This is a genomic window from Gimesia aquarii (assembly GCF_007748195.1).
GTDB classification, from domain to species: Bacteria; Planctomycetota; Planctomycetia; order Planctomycetales; family Planctomycetaceae; genus Gimesia; species Gimesia aquarii.
This window is the reverse complement of sequence record NZ_CP037920.1, coordinates 5,058,135-5,080,059: the sequence shown is the minus strand read 5'-3', so window position 1 is coordinate 5,080,059 and position 21,925 is coordinate 5,058,135. Positions and strand designations below refer to the sequence as shown.

The following is a 21,925-nucleotide window of genomic DNA, read 5'->3' as shown; positions in this document are numbered from 1 at the left end:
TGCAGTTATTCAATCGAACTGTAAGTGGTAGAATTGTTGTAGCATGTTCCCACAGAGTTAAAATCAGAAATGGTAATATTATAAAATGTCTGAATGTTGATAATTCAGATTATTTAGTTTTACACGATAGGGCTTTTTATGAGCTTTCTTCTGCAACCTTTGCACTTGTTCTGCCTTATGATCATCGGCTGGGCTAACAAACATCAACAAGAGGTAATCGAATATCTACGAACTGAGAATCAGGTTCTTAAAGAGAAACTTGGCAAGAAACGTATTCTTCTCAATGATGACCAGCGTCGAAGACTCTCCGTTAAAGGTAAAGTTTTAGGGCGAAAGCGACACGAACAGATTGGTACTCTGTTTTCACCAGATACTATTCTTCGTTGGCATAAAAAGTTGGTAACTAAGAAATGGGATTGTTCAAATCGAGGCAAGAGAAAATCAGGTAGACCTAGATTACCTGGTGAGGCTAAGCAACTCGTGATTCGAATCGCAAAAGAAAATTCTTGTTGGGGATATGACCGGATCGCTGACGCTGTTGCAAATGTGGGCTACAAGATCTCTGACGAATCAGTGCGTAAAATTCTCAAAGAGCAGGGTATTGAGCCAGCACCTGATCGGAAAGGCCAGACAACATGGAGTACTTTTCTTAAGGTGCACTGGGAAGTTTTAGCAGCGATCGACTTTACCACCGTGGAAGTCTGGACTAAAGGTGGGCTTGTTACCTTCTATTTGCTGTTCGTAATCGAACTGAAAACTCGCAGAGTTCATTTCGCTGGCTATACAACGAATCCACACGGAGTATGGATGAAACAGATTGCCAGAAACCTGTCAGATGAGGAAGATGGTTTTCTGCCTGAAAAGCGAAAGCTAATCATGGGTCGCGATTCAACTTTTGGTGAATCATTTCGAGAAATCCTGAAACAGTCAGACATTCAGCCGATTGTGCTGCCTCCCCGGTCTCCCAATCTGAATGCTTTTATTGAGCGATTCTTTATGCTCACTCAAAACTGAGTGCCTTGACAGAATAATTTTCTTTGGTGAAAACTCGTTGAGAAATGCAACCAAATAATACATGACTCATTATCACATAGAGAGGAACCATCAGGGACTCAATCATCAAATCATTGAACCGGGAGAGGAAGTTGGCCAAAGTGCTGGTGAGATTGAGTGCCGCGAACGACTCGGCGGTCTGCTGAACTATTACTATCGCAAAGCAGCGTAGTGAGTCTGATCATATCATTCTAATTTTTTGTGATTACAGTACGCACACACCAGAGAAATCCAGCATGAATTCCTTCTATCCTTCCAGCGAAGGATAAGATTCGACCGAGAATGGATGATATCAACTCAGTAGAAAGCCAAATTTTCACAGAACTTATCGCGCGACTGAATAAGTTGGCCATGCGGGTCCAAAAATCGATTTCGTCAATGGAGCACAATATTAAATTTTCAAAGAACTTATCGCGCGGTTGATTAAATTGAACATACGCGGTGCATTCACGAATTTTGTATTCAGATTTCGAATTGTAAGGTTCACAAGTAAAACTATAATCGAAACAACATAAATCGAGACGCGGATCAGTAGCAATGCCCCGAACACTAAGATGAAATTCTTTTCGATAAGATTTCCCACGTACATGGTAACGGCCTCTTGGAATCCGATACCAGCCGGCGTCAGTGATAACATTGTGGCAACATGTTGCGATGACGAAAGCGTTGCCCCTTCTAATAGATTCAAATCAAGTCCCAAACTTGCACAGGCAGCTATAAAGGCTAATGCCTGGCTGGAAAAGCAGAGCATTGCTGTTAGCAGCGCACTTACCAGAAGAGTCTCTTTTGCATGAGGCACCTTCGCAATTCCTTCCAGCGATTCAGCAGAATGGATTCGCTGCCATAAAAAACACACCAAAAACACGATTAGTAAAATCAATAAGAATACAACGAGTATTTGAAGCTGTGTTGGTGAGAGAAAGTCCAAATCTCCTTCCGCATACATACCAATTAAGATCGCTGCTAAACTAAATGTTAGCTGGAATGAAATGAAGGCAATCATCGCAAACCCAACGAAGGCAGCCGACACTCCTTGCCGCATTATCAGATAAGTGACATTAAAGCCACAAGAGGCGAAAGGGATAAAAATAATTGACAGGAGGTTTGATGAGCAAACTAACGAAATGGCTTCTAAACGTCCCAGAACTTTTCCTTCATATAAAGTAATATGCCGCAGGTAGCCTGCGCGTACATAGACAGCAGTTGTGAGTGCGATGAATAGTATTACCAGACAATAGGGTTGAATGATCCTCAGAGTTCTGAGTTCGTTCTCATTTTGCGAAACAAAACGCAAGAACAGTACACCAAATATAAGTAAAGAAGCTATTGCGAGCCCCCACAGCAACGTCTTTTTACGAAACCTCATGGTCTCCTGCTCCCATTGCCGGGGATATCTTATCCGAAGTGATTAATGTACGATTCGCTGTATGTAATCGTGTTCCCACATGCTCATCAAGCAGCCGGTAGACCCACCGGATACCAAGCCAGCCTGCGCATTTTGCTGCAACGGCTGATGTATGAAGAAGTGAGGCGCCTCGCTGATATTCTTCAGAAATGGAATACCCCAGATCCTGCAGCTCACGATGCCCGAACCGCTCCAGTAATTCGACCTGGTGTGGTGAGAGTTCTTTGTTCCAGCGGCCGATTGAATCCGAAAAAATCGGTGCAAGTGCGTTTTGTTTGTAACTCATTTCAAATTCTGGAATCCCTTCCACGTTACCAGTTCCCAGAGGGACCGCTTCTTCGAAAGGGACCCCCAGAAATGAGAGCATTTTTTTAGATTGCTCAACAGGGTGTTCCACGAACTCTTCATACTTGACGACAAAGACCCGCTCTCCCAGTTCTGCAACCATTTTATTGTGGAGTTGACAATAATGGCGCCAGAGTTCGAACCCGATCATCAGATCGCGAGGCATCCAGGGGACCTTTGTCAGACTTAAAGCCACATCCCGCCCGTCTCTGTAGATCAGGATAAACTTCGCTTCAGGAAACGTCTGAATAATACGTCGATAGCGGCGGAGATGCTCAGGCGATTTCTCGCCAAAATACGTCTCCGACTTTCTATCCAGTGATTTCAAATACGCATCACGCAGTTCATGAAACCAATGAGCCGCTTCTACTCCGGGATGAATGCGCCTTTCCGGCGGGTTTACATTGATACGTAAATCTTTATTGATTCGTTTCCAGTGAAGTGTCTGCCCCCGCTTTGACCTGGTGACCAGAGTAAAGTAAGCCGTCTCGGGAGGAATCACGATTGCACTATGACGATTCAAAGCCATTTGCAACATCGTCGTTCCAGAGCGAGGTGCGCCAACAACAAAAAATGGATGATCAACATTCATTTTGCAGCATTTGTTTCTGAAATCAGTGGATTATCGGCATCATAAAGAATGTTCATTGCTAATTCATAAAGGAGCTTATCAGGTAAAACCAATATAGCTCTCTCACAAAGCATATAAACCCAATCGAGGAAAGACATCTGCGTCGCCCAATACTTTCGCTTTACATAAAGTGCCGCTTGCAGTGTGTCCCGAATAAACTGCATTTTCATTTGTGATCCATGAATACGATATCTGAGTAATTTGGATCTGTGATTACTGAAATTGGCGCCTGCCTGATGCAAACGCGACCACAGTTCATAGTCCTCACATGTGCTATATCCGTTGTCGATATAGCCGCCGATTTTTTTAATCCAGCTTTTACGCAACATGACTGAAGGCTGGCACAACGGCACTGTTCTACGCAGAGCACTTTCCACATCCCCATGCAGGGTTGGAAATGAACGTTGTCCGATCACCTGACCGTTCTGATCAATCAACTCAATCTGGCTGCCGAGGACAGTAATATCGGGATGCGCATCCAGAAACCCCACTTGAGACTTTAATCGATCCGGCGCAGCAATATCGTCGGCATCAATCATGGCAATGTATTCGCCTCGCGCCCTGTTGATTCCTAAATTCTTTTGGCTTACCAGAGACGTCCTTTCCGTATTGGTGATGTACACAACCCGATCCAACATTTCTTCAGTCAAAAACGTTCGACCGTCCTTCTCTGAAGGATCTTCCACGATCAGAAATTCAAAATCCTGAAATGACTGATCAAGAATGCTTTGTACTGCCGCTGGGAAATAATGACGGTCTGGATTCACCACGGTCAGCAGAACTGTTACTTTGGGGTTGGTTTGTTGCATGATGCCTCCTTCTTTATCACAACCACAAAAATCTTTGAGACAGGCCATAGAAAGGGAAACCGGCGCAATAACCAGACGCCGAAACGGTAATGAAGTTTTTGACCAAGCCGAGCCGTCGATACATCTTCGGGGACGACGAAGTGAAAGCTGATACAGGATATTCTTCGCAGCATGCGCCTGAGTGAAAAATAGGATGGTGCATAACTAGCATCGCGATAGTCATGTCCCCGGCCACTTAAACGGAGATACCAGTTTGCCAGCGATAGTGGCAAATAACTTAAAAAGGGAAGCCCGTAGTGCACTTCGATGGGCCACCATTTATTAGGCACAACAATATAGGCGATCCCTCCGGGGCACAGTGATCGGACAATGTTTTCGAGAGATGTTGCCTGGTGTTCGATGTGTTCGAGGACATTATCCATCACCACGACATCATAAGTAGAATTCTCATTCATTAATTCAGCGCGGGAATTGCGCACGGTGATGTTATGCACGTCTTGAGTCAATCGATCTGCTTCCTGAAACAGCGGAAACGACGGTTCCAGACCTACGACAGCATTAAAATGCTTTGCATATTCCAATAACGTGTGACCATACCCGCAGCCCACGTCGATCAGAGCCAGTGCAGATGTCTGCTCTGACAGAAGAAACGGTTTACATGCCGAAAGCGCCTGCTCAGCCAGTCCCTGTGCTCGCGTAGCGCGATGCTCCTGCATCGGCCGGTGAAGATCATATCCAGGACGATTCCCCATTGCATTCTGGGATAACTTACTCTCACCTGGCTGTTTCATTGCTTCATTACTGTGTCTTAACATATTCAGACTGTCCCCTGATTGTAACCGTCACCTGTGCATTTTTCTCTTTCGGAGAGTCCTCTTTCTGAGAGTCATCAGTCTCATGAAGTGCGTATACATCATAGTGGTTATTTATCTGCAGTAACTCGAGAGACTTCCCCAGTTCATTCCGTGCCCAGAATCCCGCATTCTTATAACGACCGTACTTGTGAGGATCATGGGGATGCACAAAAATTAAATCAGGCTGAAAGGACTTAAGGGCAGTTAAAAAATCATCGCGCGTGGTGATCAAAGTGGGACGATGAACTCGAAACTGACGCTGCGATCCATAAAACGGGTAAACACGATAGTGCAACACCATAATCCGGTTGATTTTCGGCTTAAGTTCCCGGGTTTCGATCTGAGTAAAAAAACGGACATCGAGAAAATCATCATAGAATTGTGAAAAACCATGGTGCCAACGTGTAGCGTTGTAACTGGAAGCTGATCCCACTATGAGCACGATCAAAATGAATGACCAGTTACGGGCTTTCTTCAGGACGTTCGTTCCTGCCCCAAAATAGTGAAGGCATGCCCAGAGAATTGCTAGGTCGACCAGTAACAGCACACTGATAAAAATGGATTGCGATGCTTCGATCACAAACGCGAGGCAGAATTGAATGATTGAAAGCACAAAAATTGAGAGCCGGGGTATCGATTTCAGCCCCCACAAATAAGAAGAATACGAAGCGTATTTGGTAGTTGGTATCCGGAAAATATCATCGCAGATCAAGCCAAGGCACAATGTGAGTACCCACAGTGGACACTGACCAAAACGCATCACTCTCACCTGGGCGGCAATTCTGGTCGGATCTTTCGGGTCGACCAAAAAAGGAGTCACTGCAAATACCAGCAGACTCCCAACGACTGCGAGAAGCATACACAAATAGTTTAACCGAATTCGGGAAGCTTTCTCCTGCCGTGCTATAATCGTTCCGGCAATCATCCAAGCAAGCAAGAAAGGAATGAGGCACACTGCTAGGACTTGAACATACCCTCCATACATCCAAATGGACTCGATACACTGCGAAAGATGAGTTGGATCCCAGCCTCCCAGTAACGTGCTAGTAAAAGTATTGGGACGTAACTCAGCCAGAGCGTTTGTCTGACTGTTGTACCCCAATGGGTATAATGGTGTTCCCGTTGTCAGATAATTTCGTAAGTACCAATGTCCAGAAATCAAAAAAACACCCAAAAGCAGGGTCAGACCTGCTTGAGTGGCTCGACGAACCCCCTGGCGTATGAACATTGTCGTCACGATCAAGATCGAACTCAACGCCGTGTACCCCAACGCATAGTACTTCACGCCGCAAAGAAGTCCGACTGCGCAGGCAGTGAGCAATGCGTCGGCAAACGAGCAGGTTCGGCTCCATCTAAATCCGAACGCAACAGCAAACGCAAACAGTGCCGCGACCGCGATATCATTCTCACAACTATGCAGTTGCCCAAAAACACAATGCGTCCCAGCAATGGCAAGTACAATACTCACCGTCGTCGTTCTTCGCATGCCAAACTCCTGGCAGGCAGAACAGGTTGCACTTACCAGCAAGATCGGAGGAATGAGTCCCGCAAGGGGAATCCAGAAATCCCCGGAAAACGGGGCAACGATCCACAGACCTAATAATTCGTAATTCCCCGGGTTATACCAGACCGGTGATCCCGGAGCAGACAGCGAGTTGGTTTGCAGCCACTCATTGATCAATGGTAAGTGATACATCAACGTATCCCAGTCGCTGGGAAAATTGATCATGGATTGAGGTAGCACTTCCGAAAGAAAAATCAAAGCCAGCAGCAGTAACAGCAGGTTCCGCACAAATCCTTCTGTCGCTGATGTATGATCAATCACCGATGTGGTAAGGAGATGAGGCTGATTTTTAATTGTTTGACCAAAAACGAAAACAAGAAGCAACACGATTAGGTTGACCGCGATAAGTGTCTGACCGTTGAGGCTGGAAAATGGAGCCAGGACAGCCACGACCAGTGAAATCCAGGCCCACATTAATACAATCGTACTTCCGACACGCCGCCATATTTCATCATGAGGAAACATCCAGCCGGAAAGTTTCCATATGCGTGACAAAAGCAAGACATTGATTGCAGACCATAAACCGCCCACAAAGGCGCCTTGAGCTTCTGGGATCATAAATTAAACCTCACCCGCGTCGCCAAACGTATAAAATACTACCCGCTACCAAAGGTATTGAAACAATTAACGCGCCCCACCATGCATTCCATGCATACGCTCCACCTTGAGGTTTGGTAGAACCAAACCCCAAACGGTCAGCATTCACATCTAACTTCTTGAAAACACTTTGGCTGGCAGTCGATTTTCCCGTATCGACTACGAACCTAATTCCAGTGGTTTGATCGGCACTGAACTTGGTTGTGTGAATTTCTTCAAATTCGACGCCGTCTGAACTCACTTCAAATTTTAAAGAATTACCTTTTCTGACAAGCCGCAGCCAACCCGTTGTCTGCACAACATCCAATCGTTTTCGAATGTTGGATGGTGGTTTCTTTGGATTCCGCCTGATACTTGCCAAATACACTGTGCCGGCAGATTCTGGCAAAAGATACTGGCCCAAAAGGAACTTTTGACGCTCCCCCTTGACATCAACTGCCACTTGCAATGAAACCCCGGTACCGTACCCCTCGGTGGGTGGGCAAAGACTCTCATTGATTTCGAAGTGGCCGGTGATCTCAAAATCTCCGGCCACCCAGAACTGACTCGCTGTCCCTGCCCACAACTTTGGAATTTTAGGCTTCTTCCTTATGACTAGGCCCGATTTAGTAAACTTCATTGCTGGAGTGTTACCAATGAGCTTCATCACACCAAGAGTGGCATCCTTACGATGAAACTCGACTGTGAGTCCCTCACCGTAAGCAGAGTGAATTCCATGATGAAATAAAGTGATTAACGCAAGAATCGTTAAACGTAATAAGCTGAAATTATTTCTCAACAGAGCCATATCCAATAACATTCGTATTTAAGAATCCAAGACTGTAAATATTACGGTAGTTGAACCACTTCCTGCCCCTGAATCGTGGCCAAGGCTCGATAGATCGAGAGATTCACATTTTCGTTTATGAATCTCACACTGCCATCCGCCATCGAAAAATTGCCACCTCCGGGATGTCGGCTGGAAAATCCATAACAGTGAAACCAGTCCAGTGCATTTTCTTCACGAGTCTTACTTGGTGGTTTATAATTCAAGGGAATCGCAGATGTGGCTGTGACAGTATTATTGGAGAACCACCATGACCACTTCGTCCAGCCCGCCACACATTCGCCGACTGCAAAGGTATTACTGGTTCCATCGGTGAGATCTTTTAAACGCGTAACAACAGGAGCTTTTCTTGACTCACAAATAAAACCATTGCCTTCGCTCAATCCATCAGTACTTCCTGCAAATCTTCCATTGGGTTCACTTCGTGCAAAAAGTCCCCAGCCCCAATTACTCCCTGCACTCGCTTTATAATTTGTGATGCCCAATACCCAGTCCTGTGGAACATCAGCGCGTTCATCCAGACTGCCCGGATGCGTATCGGTCGGGCAGTTAAAAAGGGAAATGGGCATCGCTGCGATATGTCGCATCCCCACGATCGAAGAACCCGGATCAATCTTTTCGTGAAGCGCAGACTGCTCAATAAACGGAAGTAAACACTGCATCCAGCTTTTCACACGGGCACTTGGACCAAACCCATGTGTAAAACTGGTATTTAGTGGCGCCGTTTGATGGACGTTGTGATAATTCAGAATTGCCAGGGTAATCTGTTTCAGATTGGACCGACAATGTGCTCGCCTAGCTGCCTCCCGGGCCTGCTGAATAGCCGGAAGTAATAGAGAAATCAGAATCCCGATGATGGCGAGCACCACCATCAACTCGACCAAAGTTAAACCATGGCGTGAAACAGATCTTCGGTTCAACATCGGGCACGACCTCTCTTAAATTGTTAGAGATTTACAACCGACTACTCCCAGTATATCACGTGTTATCATGGACACACTTGTCGCGAGTATACAGTAACTTTATGAATATTCAATCATTAATTTAGATTTTCATTTGTTTACCTTTATTTTGTGAACATATCTTGACGTTCAGTTTTTTAACAGTACTATGGTGGGTTGTAACTAGACGGACAACAACCTTTAGTACATGGGAAGAATACTTATTCGATTAGTCATTCACTAATCTACAATAACGAATACAAGAGAACATGTGTCCTGACTCTGCATCTTGTCCGTCTATATCTCGTTTCTGTACATTATTTTTGCGAAGGAGAATGAGATGACGCGTATCTTTTCAGTTGCCTTACTGGGTATGGCTATTTGTTTCCCAGCGTCTGTAGCGTCTGTGTCCGGGGGAGCGACTAAAGATTGTGACGGTAAGTCAACAACTTTGGTCTGCGAAGAAGCAAATGGTACAATGTGTAACGATATTGGTAACTCATATAAATCAACGAATGATAACCCGGGAGTCATAGCAACATCAGCAGCGTGGTCCTGCAAGACAGAAAATAACAACAATGATTGCAGTGGAGATGCCAAAAAAACGTCCAACAGATGCAACACTCCCTAGTGATTAGGCTCCTGAATGCAGCCTGACGACATGTTGGCAGCCGGTAAACAGGGGGTGTGGCGGGGATTTCTTTAGCCCGCCCCCTGTAGTTCGACAACATCTATGACCACTATTTTTTCTAATAGCGCCTTTACTTGACGCTTTTCAGGAGTTGAAATGAAAGGTAAGGAGTTCCTTCTTCGAATCCTTATCTACCCTTTCTAAATGACATCGTTCCATCTCATCTCTCGATTGCGTCTTTTTTCTGAACTCAACAGTATACTGTGATTTATACAAGTCAGAGGATAAGGAGAGAGATGTGATAGTGCTTGCCCGTCTTGTCCTGATCATAATATTCCTCACACTCTTTCTGTCAATTAATGCGAGGGGTGAATCATTCGGCCCTTATTTGATTGATGGCACCGTGACTTATCTGGGAGGTACTGATGCGGATCGGGTGTCTGGAGAGACCAGCAGTTTTCTCGTCGCCATCACAAGTTCTCGGGGCCTTGCCTCCTGGGGCTACACGGGAGACGAGTGGCCTGTCGAAATGTGTCGTTATATTGACGAGGACTTACAACGGCCTATATTGTTTCGCTTTCATTCCCTGCGTGACAACGTGGGTTCGATTCTCGAGTCCCGCAAACGATCACTGGAATTTGCTGTATTGCAGGAAGAAAATAAGGAACCAGAGAAAAACCAGAAGAACCGCTTCAATAATCTTGAGGTAGCCTCTTTTTCTGCTTACCCTTTCGCTCTGTTTTTGAGCTCCAGCTACCTTGGGATTACTCAGGATGAAATTGTCAATCTGGTTATGAAACCGGGGTTAAAGGCGTCAGTGAAAACTCAATACGGAGAGTTAACTGTAATCGAATCCCAGGAAGGGCTCCTTGAATCGATTCAATTTACTCAAGAAGCTGATGATCTCCTGACCGCTCGCTTAGAGACACTCACTGTTAGTACGGCACATTCTGTGTTCTCCGATCAAAAAATGAAACGAATTCATTATGCGTGCCAGTTTTCTCCACCTCTCACAATACCTTTGTCAAACTGCTGGACAGCCACATGCCTGCTCGAAAAAGAGGGGGCTGCGGGGGGAAAATATCGAGTGGAGAACCGCGTTGCGGTCAAGCATTGTCGTTTTGATTTACAGAGCATCAATCAGGAAATTGACCAAATCCTCAACTACGTTCCGGAAGGGGAGGAGGTGCAGTCAAAAAATCCCATCGAATATATCTGGTCTGGTCGCAACATTGTGAAGCGGGTTGATAAGCCTGGCTTAGCCTTGGCACGTAGTGTACGGTTTCAAAATCAGGCGAAATCATGGCTCCTGTTTCGTATTCTCCTGGCGATTGGAATCATCGGATTGCTGTCCCTGGGGGGGTATTTTATCTATAAGCAAAACAGGGGGTAACAGGTTTGTTCATACAATCACTTTTCATCCTGTCTAGCCTCTCGCTCGCTACCAACGATCTCCCGCAGGATGATTTTTCGGTTCGGGAGACACCACGCGAAGCCTCAAGCCATTATTGTGGCCTACACTGTGCCTACGCCGCCGCGCAGGCGCTGAATACCCCTTATCAATTCAAGGATAGCATTGATAATCGTTTTCTGACGGGGAAATATGGTAGCAGTGTAAGGGACCTTAAAAACTTGCTGGAAACGGTCGGACTTGTAGGAAACATCAACGGTTTCTTAACCACCGATCACCTGAAACTGTCTGACTCTCCCGTAATCCTCCATGTCCGTCCGCTATCACAGCAGTCCAAGTACACACACTGGATTCTTTTTCTGGGGTTTGATGACCAGGGCATGGTGAATATCTATGACCCACCTCGAGAATACGGACAAATCACGCTGGCGGAATTACTCTCGATATGGGATGGCCTGGGAATTGTTGTAACGAAGGAAAAGCGTTCGCAGCTGACAGCACTCCCCACTTCTTTCTTTTTCATTCTGCTAATCGCAGGGATTGCTGCAGCAATTTGGACCGGGGCACACTGGCTCAGTGGCTGGAAATTGATTTTCATAGTCGCTTCAGGTGCAAGTCTTATTGTGCATTTTGCAACCCCCACCGGCTTCTTTAATGCGCCCGCTGCACTAAAAAATGTACAAGCGGCCTATTTTGCAGAAGAGATCCCGGAATTGGAATATGCGGATGTGAAAGACTTACTCAAATCAAATGAATGCCAAATGATTGATGCTCGCATGAGTGGTGCTTATCAGCGGTTCCATCTCCCCGGGGCTCAGAATATTCCTGTCAATGCGGGCTATTTAAAACTGATGCGGGAAATTAATTCACTCAACACGGATCGTCCGGTGGTCGTTTATTGTCAAAGCGATCAGTGCCAATGGGCCAAGAAAGTCGCACAGCAAATTGCCGTACACAGTAAAAATGACATCGTAATTTATCGAGGGGGAGTCAACGATTGGAAATCAAACAAGAAAGATGAAAAAAAATGAAGGCCCCATTACCAAAAAAATACCTCGTTTGGGCGATTGCAGTTGTACTTGGGGTAACACTGATTCGATCTTCACTATTTCACGTAGAAAATAATTATGCGTTCCTTTTATCAATCTACTCCTATCAGATCGTAGATTCAAAAACAGGGATGTTCATTGCCGGTTTTGTACCCTACCTGCAATTAACCATCGGTCTCATTTTATTGTTATTCCCTCGTCTCTGGCTGGCGGCTTTCCAATTTGCAACGATATTATTCCTGGGATATACAACACTCCAAATCATCACTTATTTCAGAGGACTTGATATTTCCTGTGGTTGTTTCTCTCCAACCGCTGCAAGTCCAATCGGCCTTGCATCGATTGGACTTGCAGCGGCTTGCGCTCTAGCTGGACTGGTCGGATGCATACTTTCCAATTCGTCGATCTCTTCTTTTAGCGATAGCAATAAGGCTCTGGAATGAGTTTCTGCCCCCCCGGTTCCGAAGACCGTAGTAGCTTTAACCATGCTTTGCTTATGCTTCACAAAGGCCTGTTTATCAGGGCCATTTACTTCAACCACGCTTTAACAATGCTTTGCTTTTGCTTTGATAACACGTATTAGTGGGGGGATAAGTGGGGGGAATTCTCAAGTGGGCAGACTAAAGGTTCGAAGTTCGAAGGCTTCTCCAAAGTTCTGACTAGGTAATCTAGTCATTAACAGAGGAAATTTGCATGAATCGCATGGTGAAATCATTTGATCAGAAAGCGGCTTGGAGTGATTAGCGATATACCCTTAGTTCTTTTCTCAATTATGTGGTTGGTTGAGTAGATGCATTCTTTATAACGTTAATGGATAGTGAATTATGGCTTGAAATGGTTTTAGACGATTGGAACTTATAATTATTAGATTTGTAAAACGGCCTTTATGCTCAGGCGCATCTTGAATTTCAGGGAAATTTAACTTTTGAAATTCATCATCAAACATTTACTGAGAAATAGATAGCAAAATAAAAAATGTCATTCTTCTATATACTAGCTAACTTAAATATTACCAATGATTTCGTACTAATCTAGCAATTACGTGCCTTATACTCTATTCCTCACTTCACAGGTGAAGTAGCTGAATCGTATCTAGTCATCGTTTGGGGATAGATGATGATTTCAGAATTCTTTGAGTAAATTTACTTGAATATTATTTCTTGTTCAATATCCTGGGTAAAAGGGGGACTCTAGCAGGCCAGTCTCGTTTAGCTTCTTTAGGGGAACAACGAAGAATTTCCATTAAACGGGAGGGCTGCGTGCAATACTACGTCCAAAACAAGCTGGAAGTACCGCCAAGAATCTATCCGGCTATACTTCTACTGCTTGAAGCATTTCAATATTCTGAACAGACCGACGCTGACTGTTGGGAATTTGCCGTCGAACTCGACGACTTGACTGGACTAGCATTAACTCGTAATGATTTCCGATGGCTTGTTAAGCAGGGCTTGGTCGAACACAGACGAGAAGTCACACTTGAAGGTGATGATGGGCGTGCATTCCGAGTCACAGGTGATCTGACGTTTTCAGATCGCACTTGCTTTATTCTCACGGAGGAAGGAGTTTCAATCGCGCGTGAACTCTATCAGGTCATGGCGTCTAATAACTCAGTTTCCTATTCTTCTACTAACGATTCAGGGAGTGGAAGTAAAACCGAAGACGTTCACATGTTAGCAAGAAATGGCGTACTTCGAAAATCTATGCAGTGCTTACCAAAATGGGATGCTGAGCGGCGGTTGCTTAGCGTCAATGGAATAATTGTCAAGCACTTTAAGTGGACCGCGATGAACCAGGAGGCCATCCTTACTACTTTCGAGGAAGAGGGGTGGCCTGCACGAATTTATGATCCACTACCACCAAAGCTAGAGCAGGACACGAAACGACGATTGAGTGACACAATCAAGTGTCTGAACCGCAAGCAGAAGAATAGGTTAATTCACTTCCGCGGTGATGGTACTGGGGAAGCGGTTACGTGGGAATTCGTCGGACAGAATGGTTAGGGCGGCCAGCTATCAGGCTGATTGCGAGTCCGTTATAAACGAGTGCAGAGCTGATATTTGCTTTGAGGGCAGGTGGAAAGCGTACAATGTCGGGTTTAGCCAGCACGTTCTGCTATTTCACATTTCCTAGGGAAGTGAATGGGAACGCTTGGCTTCCTGTTGCATTCCTAAATAGCTAACGCAGCAAAGGTTTTTGGACTTTGGTATGTGACGAATGGCTATACCCAGATGAACTGCCCATCCATTAGTGGACTATTCCGTTGAGAAAAGGAGTCAGAAGCCTAGGAGTCCATGCGAATTCTTCTATTTCGTTCACAGAGTCTTCCCAGTCATGCTGTTTCTATTCCTAAGTGATTCCGTATCTCTATTTTCTCGGCCTCTTATCATGATGTCTGAATTCTTTAACTCATGTTATTTTATTAAACCGACCTATAAATAGCATTATTAAAGTATGTAATTACACATTCTTGTGCCAGAACCCCAGCCAGCCTAAAAGAGACAAAATATGCTTAACCGGATGGTGGAAGATGATTCGTCGAAAGATCTTTGGAGCATTGAGACTGATTCAGGTAAAGCAGTTGCCTACATGCTGAATGCGATTTGTAACGATATTCGTGAGTTAGAAATCAACTGCATCACTCGTTCTCGCGTCGACGATAATGAGTTTGCTGAGATTAGCTACGGGGATGTTTCCGATTGGGGCGAACCGCATTGTGTTCTATGGAGCAACGACCAAAAGTCCTTAGAGGGATTTGGAAATCGGCTCAACATGAAGCCGATAGGCACAGGACGAGAAAGAAAGCTCATTTGCTCTACCTTTATCATACCTGTAGCTAGTGGTGGTGATGCTCAGGTTTACATGGACAACCCTAGGTTAGTGGAGGTGTTTGGTAGCACAGACTCTAATTTCACCGTTCTTCAGGTTGAAATGGAGGGTGATTAGTTAGGTTCGTAACGTAATTCATAACCCAAATCTTAAGGACTTTCTCGACACGTTTCAAGATCTGAACCTACGCAAGTGTAAGAATGGCTAACAATCTCATGCAGAATCAGAACGCAGAAGCAAAAACACCTGTGCTTGGAGTATGCGCACCGGGAGGCTTGCATTTTGCTGTGATTGATTGGCTGAATGTGATTTTGTGCGACGCCATTAAACGTTGTCCGGATGATGACGGCGACATTAAGGGAGTCGCTCTGACGAAACAAACCATTTTGAGTTCGTTTTCCATTTCAAACCAGTCCCATAACAACCATTCAAAGGTGGATAAGGTCTTAGAAAAAGCGGATAAGATATTGGAGTGTTCGTTTACTAACTCCGATCAGAGTTGTGAGCCTCTCGCAGCCGTCATTCGCGCATTTAGTCTTGAGTTCTTTGAGTTTAAGTTTTTTGTTCTTGCATTAGCTCCCGAGCTTGATGACCGTTTCCAACGAAGTATGGGGTATTTGCTCGATGATATGAATCAGAGGGTTGGCACCATTGCTTTGTATTGTGATTTGTTGGGCTTTGATGCAGAAAATCGTGTTTCGATATCGAAGAGTGTACTTTGGCAAGAATTGGTTTTTGAGAACTCGCTGGTTTCTGCTGATGAACCTTTGCGAATCGATCCGTATTTTGCCCGTTGGTTGCTGGGTGATCAAAAGGCATTAGCAGCAGATACTCGTATATGCGGTATGATTCGAACATATCCCTGGCCGGGGAGAAAGGTACTTGAACAATATTGGAGCAAATCGGTAAAGAAGTATGTTTGTGAAAGCCTGTTGAGAAAATGCTGGGTAGTACTTACCGGTGATCATTTTGACGCGTGGCGGTCACTTTTGGAATTTGGTTCATCCGAACTGTGTTTTGAATGGATTCGCATCGAGCCGAAGCGGTTTGATAATGTTGACGCCGGTGATGTTGAGCATTGTGCGCGACTTATCGGAAGAATGTCTCGATTCACGGGTATTCCGGTCGTCGTTGACATCGCAATGGAAGAAGCATTGGGAATTGACGACCGTCTGGTTGAATTCATGATTACTTTGAGCCGCACCAAATGCACCGCAGTTGTGATTTGTCGCGAATTCACCTCCCTCGCCGGCCCACTCAACTCTGTAAAACTCTGCTTCTTTCATGCTCCTCCATTGTCACGGTCGAATTGCATTGGTTTGGTCCGTTGCGCCGCTCAGATGGCTGATGCCGAACTCACCAACGAGGAGGCAGAGAGCATCTTCGGTCGCTATGCGCTCACTATAAGCAAACTCGAAGAAGCCATGCGACTTGCTCAAAGTCGCCCCGTGGCGTTTAAGATCAATCAAGAATATATTCAGCGGTTTAAATCGGCATGTCAGGACGTTGCGGTCGAAGGTTTGTCGCGTCTTTCTGAACGAATTGAACCATGCTTTCATTTGGACGATGTCGTTCTACCTGAAGACAGGAAGAGTCAGCTCAGAGAAATCGTCAACCACGTTGAACTGACTTCGAAAGTTCTCGATGAATGGCGTTTTCGTGATCAACTTCCTTATGGCCGTGGTGTAACTGCTTTGTTGTTCGGTCCCAGTGGAACAGGTAAAACGATGGCCGCACAGGGCATCGCCAACGAACTTGGAGTTCAGCTTCTACGTGTCGATCTCTCACGAATTGTAAGCAAGTATATTGGTGATACAGAAAAGAATATTGATCGGATATTCAGCGATGCTGAGCGTTCAGGATCCGCACTTCTATTTGACGAAGCCGAGGCGTTACTTGGGAAACGAAGTGAAGTTAAAGACGCACACGATCGGTATGCGAATATCGAGGTCGCTTATGTTTTGCAGCGCATGGAAGAATATGACGGACTCGCAATTCTCACAACAAACTTGAGACAGAATCTGGACTCGGCATTCCTGCGTCGCCTTCGATTTATCATAGATTTTCCGCGTCCCGATGCTGCAGCGCGTGAGCAAATTTGGAAGCTCTGTTTGCCATCTAAGGCACACGCTCTAGAAGCGGCTGATTTTCGCCAGCTTTCCCGCAAGATTGATTTGACCGGGGGGCATATTCGTCAAATTACGATTCGCGCCGCTTTTAGCGCCGCTGCTGAAAACAGGTTGATTCACTTGTCACACATTGCTGATGCAGCCAAGGCGGAATTTGCCAAGTTAGGTCTACCTCCTGTGGAACTCAATTTAGACAGGAGAGCAGCATGAAACACGACGCAATTAACCTCGTCACTATAGCGCTGCGCAAGCGGTTGGATGCAGCCTTATTGGCCAACGACATTCCGGGCAACGTTTTTGTCGGTCCAGTGACTGACCCGAATTCAAGTTCGGCGCCGCTGACATTATTTCTCTATCGACTGGCGCCGAACGCAAGCCTGCGTAACTCTGAACGTCGTGTGCCTTCGGACACACCAACACGCGTGGATGTGTTCAGGACATCTTTGTCACTTGACCTCTACTACATGATCACTGCGGGGTCCGCGACGAGCTCAACTCCTCTTACATCTCTGGGAATCGTTATTCAGGCACTGCAAGCCGATCCTGAACTTAAAGGCGAAGCCGTTAATCATGAGTTGGTGCGTACAACTCTTGACCCACTTTCTACAGAGGAGATTTCTCGTCTGTGGGCGTTATTCCCCAACGTCGATTATCGAACCACGATTGCTTATCTCGCGTCACCTGTTTGGATTGATCCCGCACAACCTGAAACGAATGGTACTCCAGTGATTGATGGCGAATTTCGGTCCGGGACCAAAGTAACGGAGGTCTTGCGATGAATCGATTACAAATGAAGCTTGATGTCGTGTTTCATCATGATGTGCTATTTGGTGTTGAACTACTTGATCCCGTAACGCTCAAGCAAGTGTATCGAGGTTTTAAAATTGCTGCTATCGGTCTTAAATCTGAACCATTTTTGACACAAAGTGGGATTTTCGTTTGGCACGCTGAGAACGATGAGAATCTTCAAAAAATCACGATTGATCCGGGGCACCGTCCATTTACGCCAATTGAACTGTCAGCGGCTGAGATGCAAGGGCTTCCTCCAGCGAGGCCGCTGAAGTCTGTTGTACTTTCACCAACGGTCAATTATCCGTTTTCTGACGGAGTTACGGGTTTAGTCGGAACTGTCATCAGAGCTAGAACCGATCGCGAGCCCATCACCGATGCTGTAATTCTTCTGCAATGGAAAGATGAAGAACACGGCTGGTTTGGGGCATCCACTGAATCACATTCGAATGCGAATGGTGATTTCGTGGCCGTGCTACGGTTAACGCCGACGCAATCACCGCAACTGTTCGAAGGTTTGATGATTGTTCGTCTGCAGGTGAACTGGAAATCTGAACAACGCCACTCTGAAAAATTCACTGTTTCACTCGGTAAGGTAACTCGACCAACATCCATGAACGATCAAACTTTTATATGGGACGAATTGAACTCATGAGCCTCAATCGCAGGAGAACCGCAAAATGACCCACGATATGAATAATACTGCAGATACAAATTCGATGGACAAATGTGATAATTCACATGAAAAAGCATGTGCATTGGATGAGACTGAGGCGCCCAAGTTGTGGCGAGAGAAATTCAAAGTTGATTTCAAAAGGACTAAAGGTTGCAACGATGTAAAGACGCCTCTCGAACGTGAGAAGTGCCTTGTTGATGCAATAGCTAAAGAAGTAGAGACCATCAACAAGGCTAAAAGCGCTGAAAAAGCGAAGAAGGAACTTGAGGCAATTCAGAAGTCTGCTGAGACCGCGATTAAAGATTACACCACGGAAGCTCACAAGTCTTTTATTCTGTTGTGGGAGGAGCAGGATAAGGATATCCAAAAATTGCTTAATAAAGTTGAATGTATTCCAAATTGGAAATGTATCATCGAGTGTTACATCTGTCCCTTGCTTAACGAATTGTATTTTGTTGCGCAAGAACTGAATGGTGATCCATTGAACTACTGTCATTGTTGTGAGCGCAAGAACGTGTCAGACACGTGTTCTGAAGAAAAGACCAAATGTGAGCAATATCAATCTTACCTCAATGATGATCCAAATTATCGGCAGTTTTCCAAGGAACTTGCAAAGAACCATTATGACCTTTTGCATTGGCTTGAGCGCGATTTAGCTCAGAAGAATCGAACGTATGAACTTGTTTCTAATGTCTTGCAGGCGTGGATGAATCCAAATAAAAGTCTCAAGGATTTATTACAAGCGAATTCAGAGTTGATTAAAAAGTGTAATGATGAATGGTGCTCGCGCACGACACACATTGTTTATGACATCTTCGTGCAATTACTACCGTTACATTTTGCCATTCGTCCAAGAGACAAGAACAACAAAAAGTGGCCTGATGGTAAGAAACCCACCGTTATTCAAAAGGAATTTTACGATTTATATGCGCATTTGTGTTGCGACGAGGGGCAGCCAATTGATTGTTGCAATGTGAATGTAGGAGAGCCGAGCATTCGTGATCGACTCATCGGAACTCAACCATATATTGTTGATCCGAGCGAGTATTACGAACTTATTTGCTGTTTGACTAAACACCGTTACCTTAAAGCTCAGGAAGCGATGGCGAAAGCACAGGCAGCATTGGATGCCCAAAAAAAGCGAATCGAGGATTTGAATAAGTTCATTTCCAAGGATGCAGGAACGCTCGCCAAAATCGCGTACGATCTTATCCCCTTAGAAGTAGGCCCATGCGATTGTAGCAATGCCTTGAAGACTGCTGAGGTAGCACTGAAGACAAGTATCTACGCTGATGAATTGGCAAAAAAGGTAGAACCAATCGCTAATGAGGTTGATTGTATTGCGAACAATGCAATTGAGACCGCTGATGAAGCACTTGGTCATTGTCCCAGTGATAAAGCCAAGCAACTGGCCGGTGAGGCCAAACAAGTTGCAAATTGTGCCAAGACGAAAGCTGATGACGCAAGAAATACAGCTGCAGACGCTATTAGAGAAGCTTGCGACGCTATGGGGGCTGCCAAGGATGCCAAGGAATTGGCTGAAAAGTGTGAGGACGTAGACGAAGCCTATGAGAAAGCGGAAAAAGCAAAGAGTTCTGCAAATGAAGTCAAGAATAAGGCGGAACTGGCCAAAAAATGTGCGGAAGAGGCCATGAAGCATGCAAACATCGCCAAAAAGAGAGCTGACGAAGCCCTGGAACTAACTAGATCATCAAAACAACAGTATGGAGATTGAATCGATTAACCCAACGCCGATTAAGAATCCAAGAATTATCAACTATTACTAAAGAAGGATAATTACCATGCCCGAATATTTGCATCCCGGTGTTTACATAGAAGAGGTGGAACGCGGCCCACGGCCCGTTGAAGGTGTCCCGACAAGCACAGCGGCGATACTCGGAGAGACCGAACGTGGCTCGATTACACCGCGTCTCGTGACCAGTTATAAAGAGTATCAGCGTTGGTTCGGGCGAGTTTTTGGAGCTGACAAGTATGTGCCCTATGCTACTAATGGATTCTTTGAGAATGGAGGCAAACGTGCTTATATCTGTCGAATCGTTGGTCAGGCAGCAACTACAGCAGAGGAAAACTTTGGTGACTTTAATGTTAGAGCGGCAGGACCTGGTGAATGGGGAAATCGTGTCACAATCAAAATATCGGATGGTTCAACAAAGGATTCGAATAACGAGAGTATTGGATTTCGTTTGCGCGTAGCTTACTGGGATGGAAGCGAACCCGCTCCAGCAATTGATCCATTTGACTCGGAGCAGCTCGCTACTACTGATAGAAAAATTACCCATATAGAAGATTTTGACGATCTTGTCACCGATGAGACCTCACCCGACTTCTATGGCAAACGCTTTCCTCTTATCGATGATGACATTAGTGATAAAAACCAGGGGCCAGAGAGTTCGGCGCTTGCAATGCTTGTTCGTTTATCAGGAGTCTCTGCCATCGCGCGACCTGAGAATGGAGTGAAGAATTTGACGAACGGTGCAGACGATGCTACTCCTGTCGCGAACGATGACTTTAAAGGGTTGCCCGCTGGAGAACGAAGAATTGATCAGGGGCTTTCAGCACTTGAGCTTGATCCTTACCGAGATGTTGCTCTGGTTTATGCACCACAAGTCGATCCAGACACTTCGAAGGCCATCATTTCACACTGCGAAAAAATGAAGTTTCGCTTTGCAGTCGTTGACGCTCCAAAGGGACAAAACAGTGCTTCTGATCTCAATCCACGAAATTCGGTGACCGACACGACTTATGCTGCGTTTTACTACCCTTGGCTGGTTACATCAGATCCACAAACTGGAGTACGAAAATTGACACCACCCGGAGGTCACGTGCTTGGAGTTTATGCGAGATCCGATACAGAGCGAGGTGTTTTTAAGGCACCCGCTAATGAGATTGTAAGAGGGGCGCTTTCAGTTGAGTTTGATATTAATGATGAACTTCAAGATGTACTCAACCCAAAGGGAGTCAATGTCATTCGAAGTTTACCTGGTCGTGGTATCCGAGTTTGGGGTGCCCGCACGTTGTCTTCAAATGCGTTATGGAAATACGTCAGTGTGCGCCGTCTATTTATCTTTCTGGAACGATCTATCTACGAAAATACGCAGTGGGTTGTATTCGAACCAAACGACCAAACATTATGGTCTCGAGTGACGGACACAATCCGATTATTTCTGCGAACTCAGTGGCGATTAGGTGCGCTTTATGGGGCGACGGAAGAGGAAGCTTTTTTCATCACGTGTGACGAAACAACAATGTCACAAGACGACATTCTCAATGGAAGGCTCATCTGCGAAATTGGTATCGCACCCGTTCGACCTGCTGAATTTGTCATCTTCCGTATTTTCCAACACACCAACGAATCACAGCAATAGGAA

Annotated in this window: 20 protein-coding genes; 13 read left to right on the top strand and 7 right to left on the bottom strand. The window is 45.4% G+C overall.

The window, feature by feature from the left end; genetic code table 11:
• The first annotated feature begins 138 nt into the window (after nucleotides 1–138).
• Together V144x_RS19665 and V144x_RS28485 are read left to right on the top strand one after the other, a co-directional pair.
• The gene (locus V144x_RS19665) at nucleotides 139–1,014 is read left to right on the top strand and encodes a helix-turn-helix domain-containing protein (protein ID WP_144987341.1); all 876 of its coding nucleotides are present in this window, start codon (nucleotides 139–141) and stop codon (nucleotides 1,012–1,014) included.
• Nucleotides 1,015–1,075: 61 nt separating this feature from the next.
• Nucleotides 1,076–1,225 (top strand): hypothetical protein, encoded by a 150-nt coding sequence (locus tag V144x_RS28485; RefSeq protein WP_197998533.1) that lies wholly within the window; start codon nucleotides 1,076–1,078, stop codon nucleotides 1,223–1,225.
• Nucleotides 1,226–1,444: 219 nt separating this feature from the next.
• Here the strand turns inward: V144x_RS28485 and V144x_RS19660 are convergent, their stop codons facing one another.
• From V144x_RS19660 to V144x_RS19630, 7 genes are read right to left on the bottom strand one after another with little or no spacing between them, the layout of a single operon-like run.
• Nucleotides 1,445–2,419, bottom strand: coding sequence for a lysylphosphatidylglycerol synthase domain-containing protein (locus tag V144x_RS19660; RefSeq protein ID WP_144987339.1), 975 nt, complete (start codon nucleotides 2,417–2,419; stop codon nucleotides 1,445–1,447).
• A complete protein-coding gene (locus V144x_RS19655) occupies nucleotides 2,406–3,395 on the bottom strand; it encodes a sulfotransferase family protein (protein ID WP_144987337.1) in 990 nt (329 codons plus the stop codon). The genes V144x_RS19660 and V144x_RS19655 overlap by 14 nt, the downstream gene beginning before the upstream one ends.
• Entirely contained in the window at nucleotides 3,392–4,243 is an 852-nt protein-coding gene (locus tag V144x_RS19650; protein WP_197998532.1) for a glycosyltransferase, read from the bottom strand. Before V144x_RS19650 ends, V144x_RS19655 begins: the two co-directional genes overlap by 4 nt.
• Nucleotides 4,219–5,058: a class I SAM-dependent methyltransferase gene (locus V144x_RS19645; protein WP_144987333.1), complete on the bottom strand. Its 840-nt coding sequence runs from the start codon at nucleotides 5,056–5,058 to the stop codon at nucleotides 4,219–4,221. The genes V144x_RS19650 and V144x_RS19645 overlap by 25 nt, the downstream gene beginning before the upstream one ends.
• A complete protein-coding gene (locus V144x_RS19640; protein ID WP_144987331.1) occupies nucleotides 5,042–7,219 on the bottom strand; it encodes a hypothetical protein in 2,178 nt (725 codons plus the stop codon). The genes V144x_RS19645 and V144x_RS19640 overlap by 17 nt, the downstream gene beginning before the upstream one ends.
• A gap of 10 nt (nucleotides 7,220–7,229) precedes the next feature.
• A complete protein-coding gene (locus V144x_RS19635; protein ID WP_197998531.1) occupies nucleotides 7,230–8,045 on the bottom strand; it encodes a DUF1583 domain-containing protein in 816 nt (271 codons plus the stop codon).
• Nucleotides 8,046–8,086: 41 nt separating this feature from the next.
• Nucleotides 8,087–9,007 (bottom strand): DUF1559 domain-containing protein, encoded by a 921-nt coding sequence (locus tag V144x_RS19630; protein WP_144991015.1) that lies wholly within the window; start codon nucleotides 9,005–9,007, stop codon nucleotides 8,087–8,089.
• Between the two features lie 358 nt (nucleotides 9,008–9,365).
• On the opposite strand from V144x_RS19630, the gene V144x_RS19625 reads away from it, so the two are divergent.
• The 11 genes from V144x_RS19625 (at nucleotide 9,366) to V144x_RS19575 (ending at nucleotide 21,922) form a co-directional block, all read left to right on the top strand.
• Nucleotides 9,366–9,656, top strand: coding sequence for a hypothetical protein (locus tag V144x_RS19625; protein ID WP_144987327.1), 291 nt, complete (start codon nucleotides 9,366–9,368; stop codon nucleotides 9,654–9,656).
• 298 nt (nucleotides 9,657–9,954) lie between these two features.
• Nucleotides 9,955–11,049 carry a hypothetical protein gene (locus V144x_RS19620; RefSeq protein WP_144987325.1) on the top strand — a complete coding sequence of 365 codons (1,095 nt, stop codon included), beginning with the start codon at nucleotides 9,955–9,957 and terminating at the stop codon, nucleotides 11,047–11,049.
• Nucleotides 11,050–11,054: 5 nt separating this feature from the next.
• On the top strand, nucleotides 11,055–12,098 hold the full coding sequence (locus V144x_RS19615) for a rhodanese-like domain-containing protein (RefSeq protein WP_144987323.1): 1,044 nt from the start codon (nucleotides 11,055–11,057) through the stop codon (nucleotides 12,096–12,098).
• Nucleotides 12,095–12,559 (top strand): MauE/DoxX family redox-associated membrane protein, encoded by a 465-nt coding sequence (locus tag V144x_RS19610; RefSeq protein WP_144987321.1) that lies wholly within the window; start codon nucleotides 12,095–12,097, stop codon nucleotides 12,557–12,559. The genes V144x_RS19615 and V144x_RS19610 overlap by 4 nt, the downstream gene beginning before the upstream one ends.
• A gap of 816 nt (nucleotides 12,560–13,375) precedes the next feature.
• Entirely contained in the window at nucleotides 13,376–14,116 is a 741-nt protein-coding gene (locus tag V144x_RS19605; RefSeq protein WP_144987319.1) for a hypothetical protein, read from the top strand.
• A gap of 505 nt (nucleotides 14,117–14,621) precedes the next feature.
• A complete protein-coding gene (locus V144x_RS19600) occupies nucleotides 14,622–15,059 on the top strand; it encodes a hypothetical protein (RefSeq protein ID WP_144987318.1) in 438 nt (145 codons plus the stop codon).
• A gap of 83 nt (nucleotides 15,060–15,142) precedes the next feature.
• Nucleotides 15,143–17,281, top strand: coding sequence for an ATP-binding protein (locus tag V144x_RS19595; RefSeq protein ID WP_144987315.1), 2,139 nt, complete (start codon nucleotides 15,143–15,145; stop codon nucleotides 17,279–17,281).
• Nucleotides 17,278–17,850, top strand: coding sequence for a DUF4255 domain-containing protein (locus tag V144x_RS19590; protein WP_144987313.1), 573 nt, complete (start codon nucleotides 17,278–17,280; stop codon nucleotides 17,848–17,850). The genes V144x_RS19595 and V144x_RS19590 overlap by 4 nt, the downstream gene beginning before the upstream one ends.
• Nucleotides 17,847–18,515 (top strand): hypothetical protein, encoded by a 669-nt coding sequence (locus V144x_RS19585; protein WP_144987311.1) that lies wholly within the window; start codon nucleotides 17,847–17,849, stop codon nucleotides 18,513–18,515. Before V144x_RS19590 ends, V144x_RS19585 begins: the two co-directional genes overlap by 4 nt.
• 25 nt (nucleotides 18,516–18,540) lie before the next feature.
• Nucleotides 18,541–20,271, top strand: coding sequence for an alanine-zipper protein (locus V144x_RS19580; protein WP_144987309.1), 1,731 nt, complete (start codon nucleotides 18,541–18,543; stop codon nucleotides 20,269–20,271).
• Nucleotides 20,272–20,338: 67 nt separating this feature from the next.
• Nucleotides 20,339–21,922: a phage tail sheath family protein gene (locus V144x_RS19575; protein WP_144987307.1), complete on the top strand. Its 1,584-nt coding sequence runs from the start codon at nucleotides 20,339–20,341 to the stop codon at nucleotides 21,920–21,922.
• Nucleotides 21,923–21,925 lie beyond the last annotated feature (3 nt).

What these genes read in the sequence shown, in the direction of transcription:
- V144x_RS19650 (WP_197998532.1), bottom strand. Translation starts at nt 4,243, where the DNA reads ATGCAACAAACCAACCCCAAAGTAACAGTTCTGCTGACCGTGGTGAAT.
- V144x_RS19590 (WP_144987313.1), top strand. Translation starts at nt 17,278, where the DNA reads ATGAAACACGACGCAATTAACCTCGTCACTATAGCGCTGCGCAAGCGG.
- V144x_RS19610 (WP_144987321.1), top strand. Translation starts at nt 12,095, where the DNA reads ATGAAGGCCCCATTACCAAAAAAATACCTCGTTTGGGCGATTGCAGTT.
- V144x_RS19655 (WP_144987337.1), bottom strand. Translation starts at nt 3,395, where the DNA reads ATGAATGTTGATCATCCATTTTTTGTTGTTGGCGCACCTCGCTCTGGA.
- V144x_RS19595 (WP_144987315.1), top strand. Translation starts at nt 15,143, where the DNA reads ATGGCTAACAATCTCATGCAGAATCAGAACGCAGAAGCAAAAACACCT.
- V144x_RS19580 (WP_144987309.1), top strand. Translation starts at nt 18,541, where the DNA reads ATGACCCACGATATGAATAATACTGCAGATACAAATTCGATGGACAAA.
- V144x_RS19600 (WP_144987318.1), top strand. Translation starts at nt 14,622, where the DNA reads ATGCTTAACCGGATGGTGGAAGATGATTCGTCGAAAGATCTTTGGAGC.
- V144x_RS19575 (WP_144987307.1), top strand. Translation starts at nt 20,339, where the DNA reads ATGCCCGAATATTTGCATCCCGGTGTTTACATAGAAGAGGTGGAACGC.
- V144x_RS28485 (WP_197998533.1), top strand. Translation starts at nt 1,076, where the DNA reads ATGACTCATTATCACATAGAGAGGAACCATCAGGGACTCAATCATCAA.
- V144x_RS19645 (WP_144987333.1), bottom strand. Translation starts at nt 5,058, where the DNA reads ATGTTAAGACACAGTAATGAAGCAATGAAACAGCCAGGTGAGAGTAAG.
- V144x_RS19625 (WP_144987327.1), top strand. Translation starts at nt 9,366, where the DNA reads ATGACGCGTATCTTTTCAGTTGCCTTACTGGGTATGGCTATTTGTTTC.
- V144x_RS19665 (WP_144987341.1), top strand. Translation starts at nt 139, where the DNA reads ATGAGCTTTCTTCTGCAACCTTTGCACTTGTTCTGCCTTATGATCATC.
- V144x_RS19635 (WP_197998531.1), bottom strand. Translation starts at nt 8,045, where the DNA reads ATGGCTCTGTTGAGAAATAATTTCAGCTTATTACGTTTAACGATTCTT.
- V144x_RS19585 (WP_144987311.1), top strand. Translation starts at nt 17,847, where the DNA reads ATGAATCGATTACAAATGAAGCTTGATGTCGTGTTTCATCATGATGTG.
- V144x_RS19640 (WP_144987331.1), bottom strand. Translation starts at nt 7,219, where the DNA reads ATGATCCCAGAAGCTCAAGGCGCCTTTGTGGGCGGTTTATGGTCTGCA.
- V144x_RS19660 (WP_144987339.1), bottom strand. Translation starts at nt 2,419, where the DNA reads ATGAGGTTTCGTAAAAAGACGTTGCTGTGGGGGCTCGCAATAGCTTCT.
- V144x_RS19630 (WP_144991015.1), bottom strand. Translation starts at nt 9,007, where the DNA reads ATGTTGAACCGAAGATCTGTTTCACGCCATGGTTTAACTTTGGTCGAG.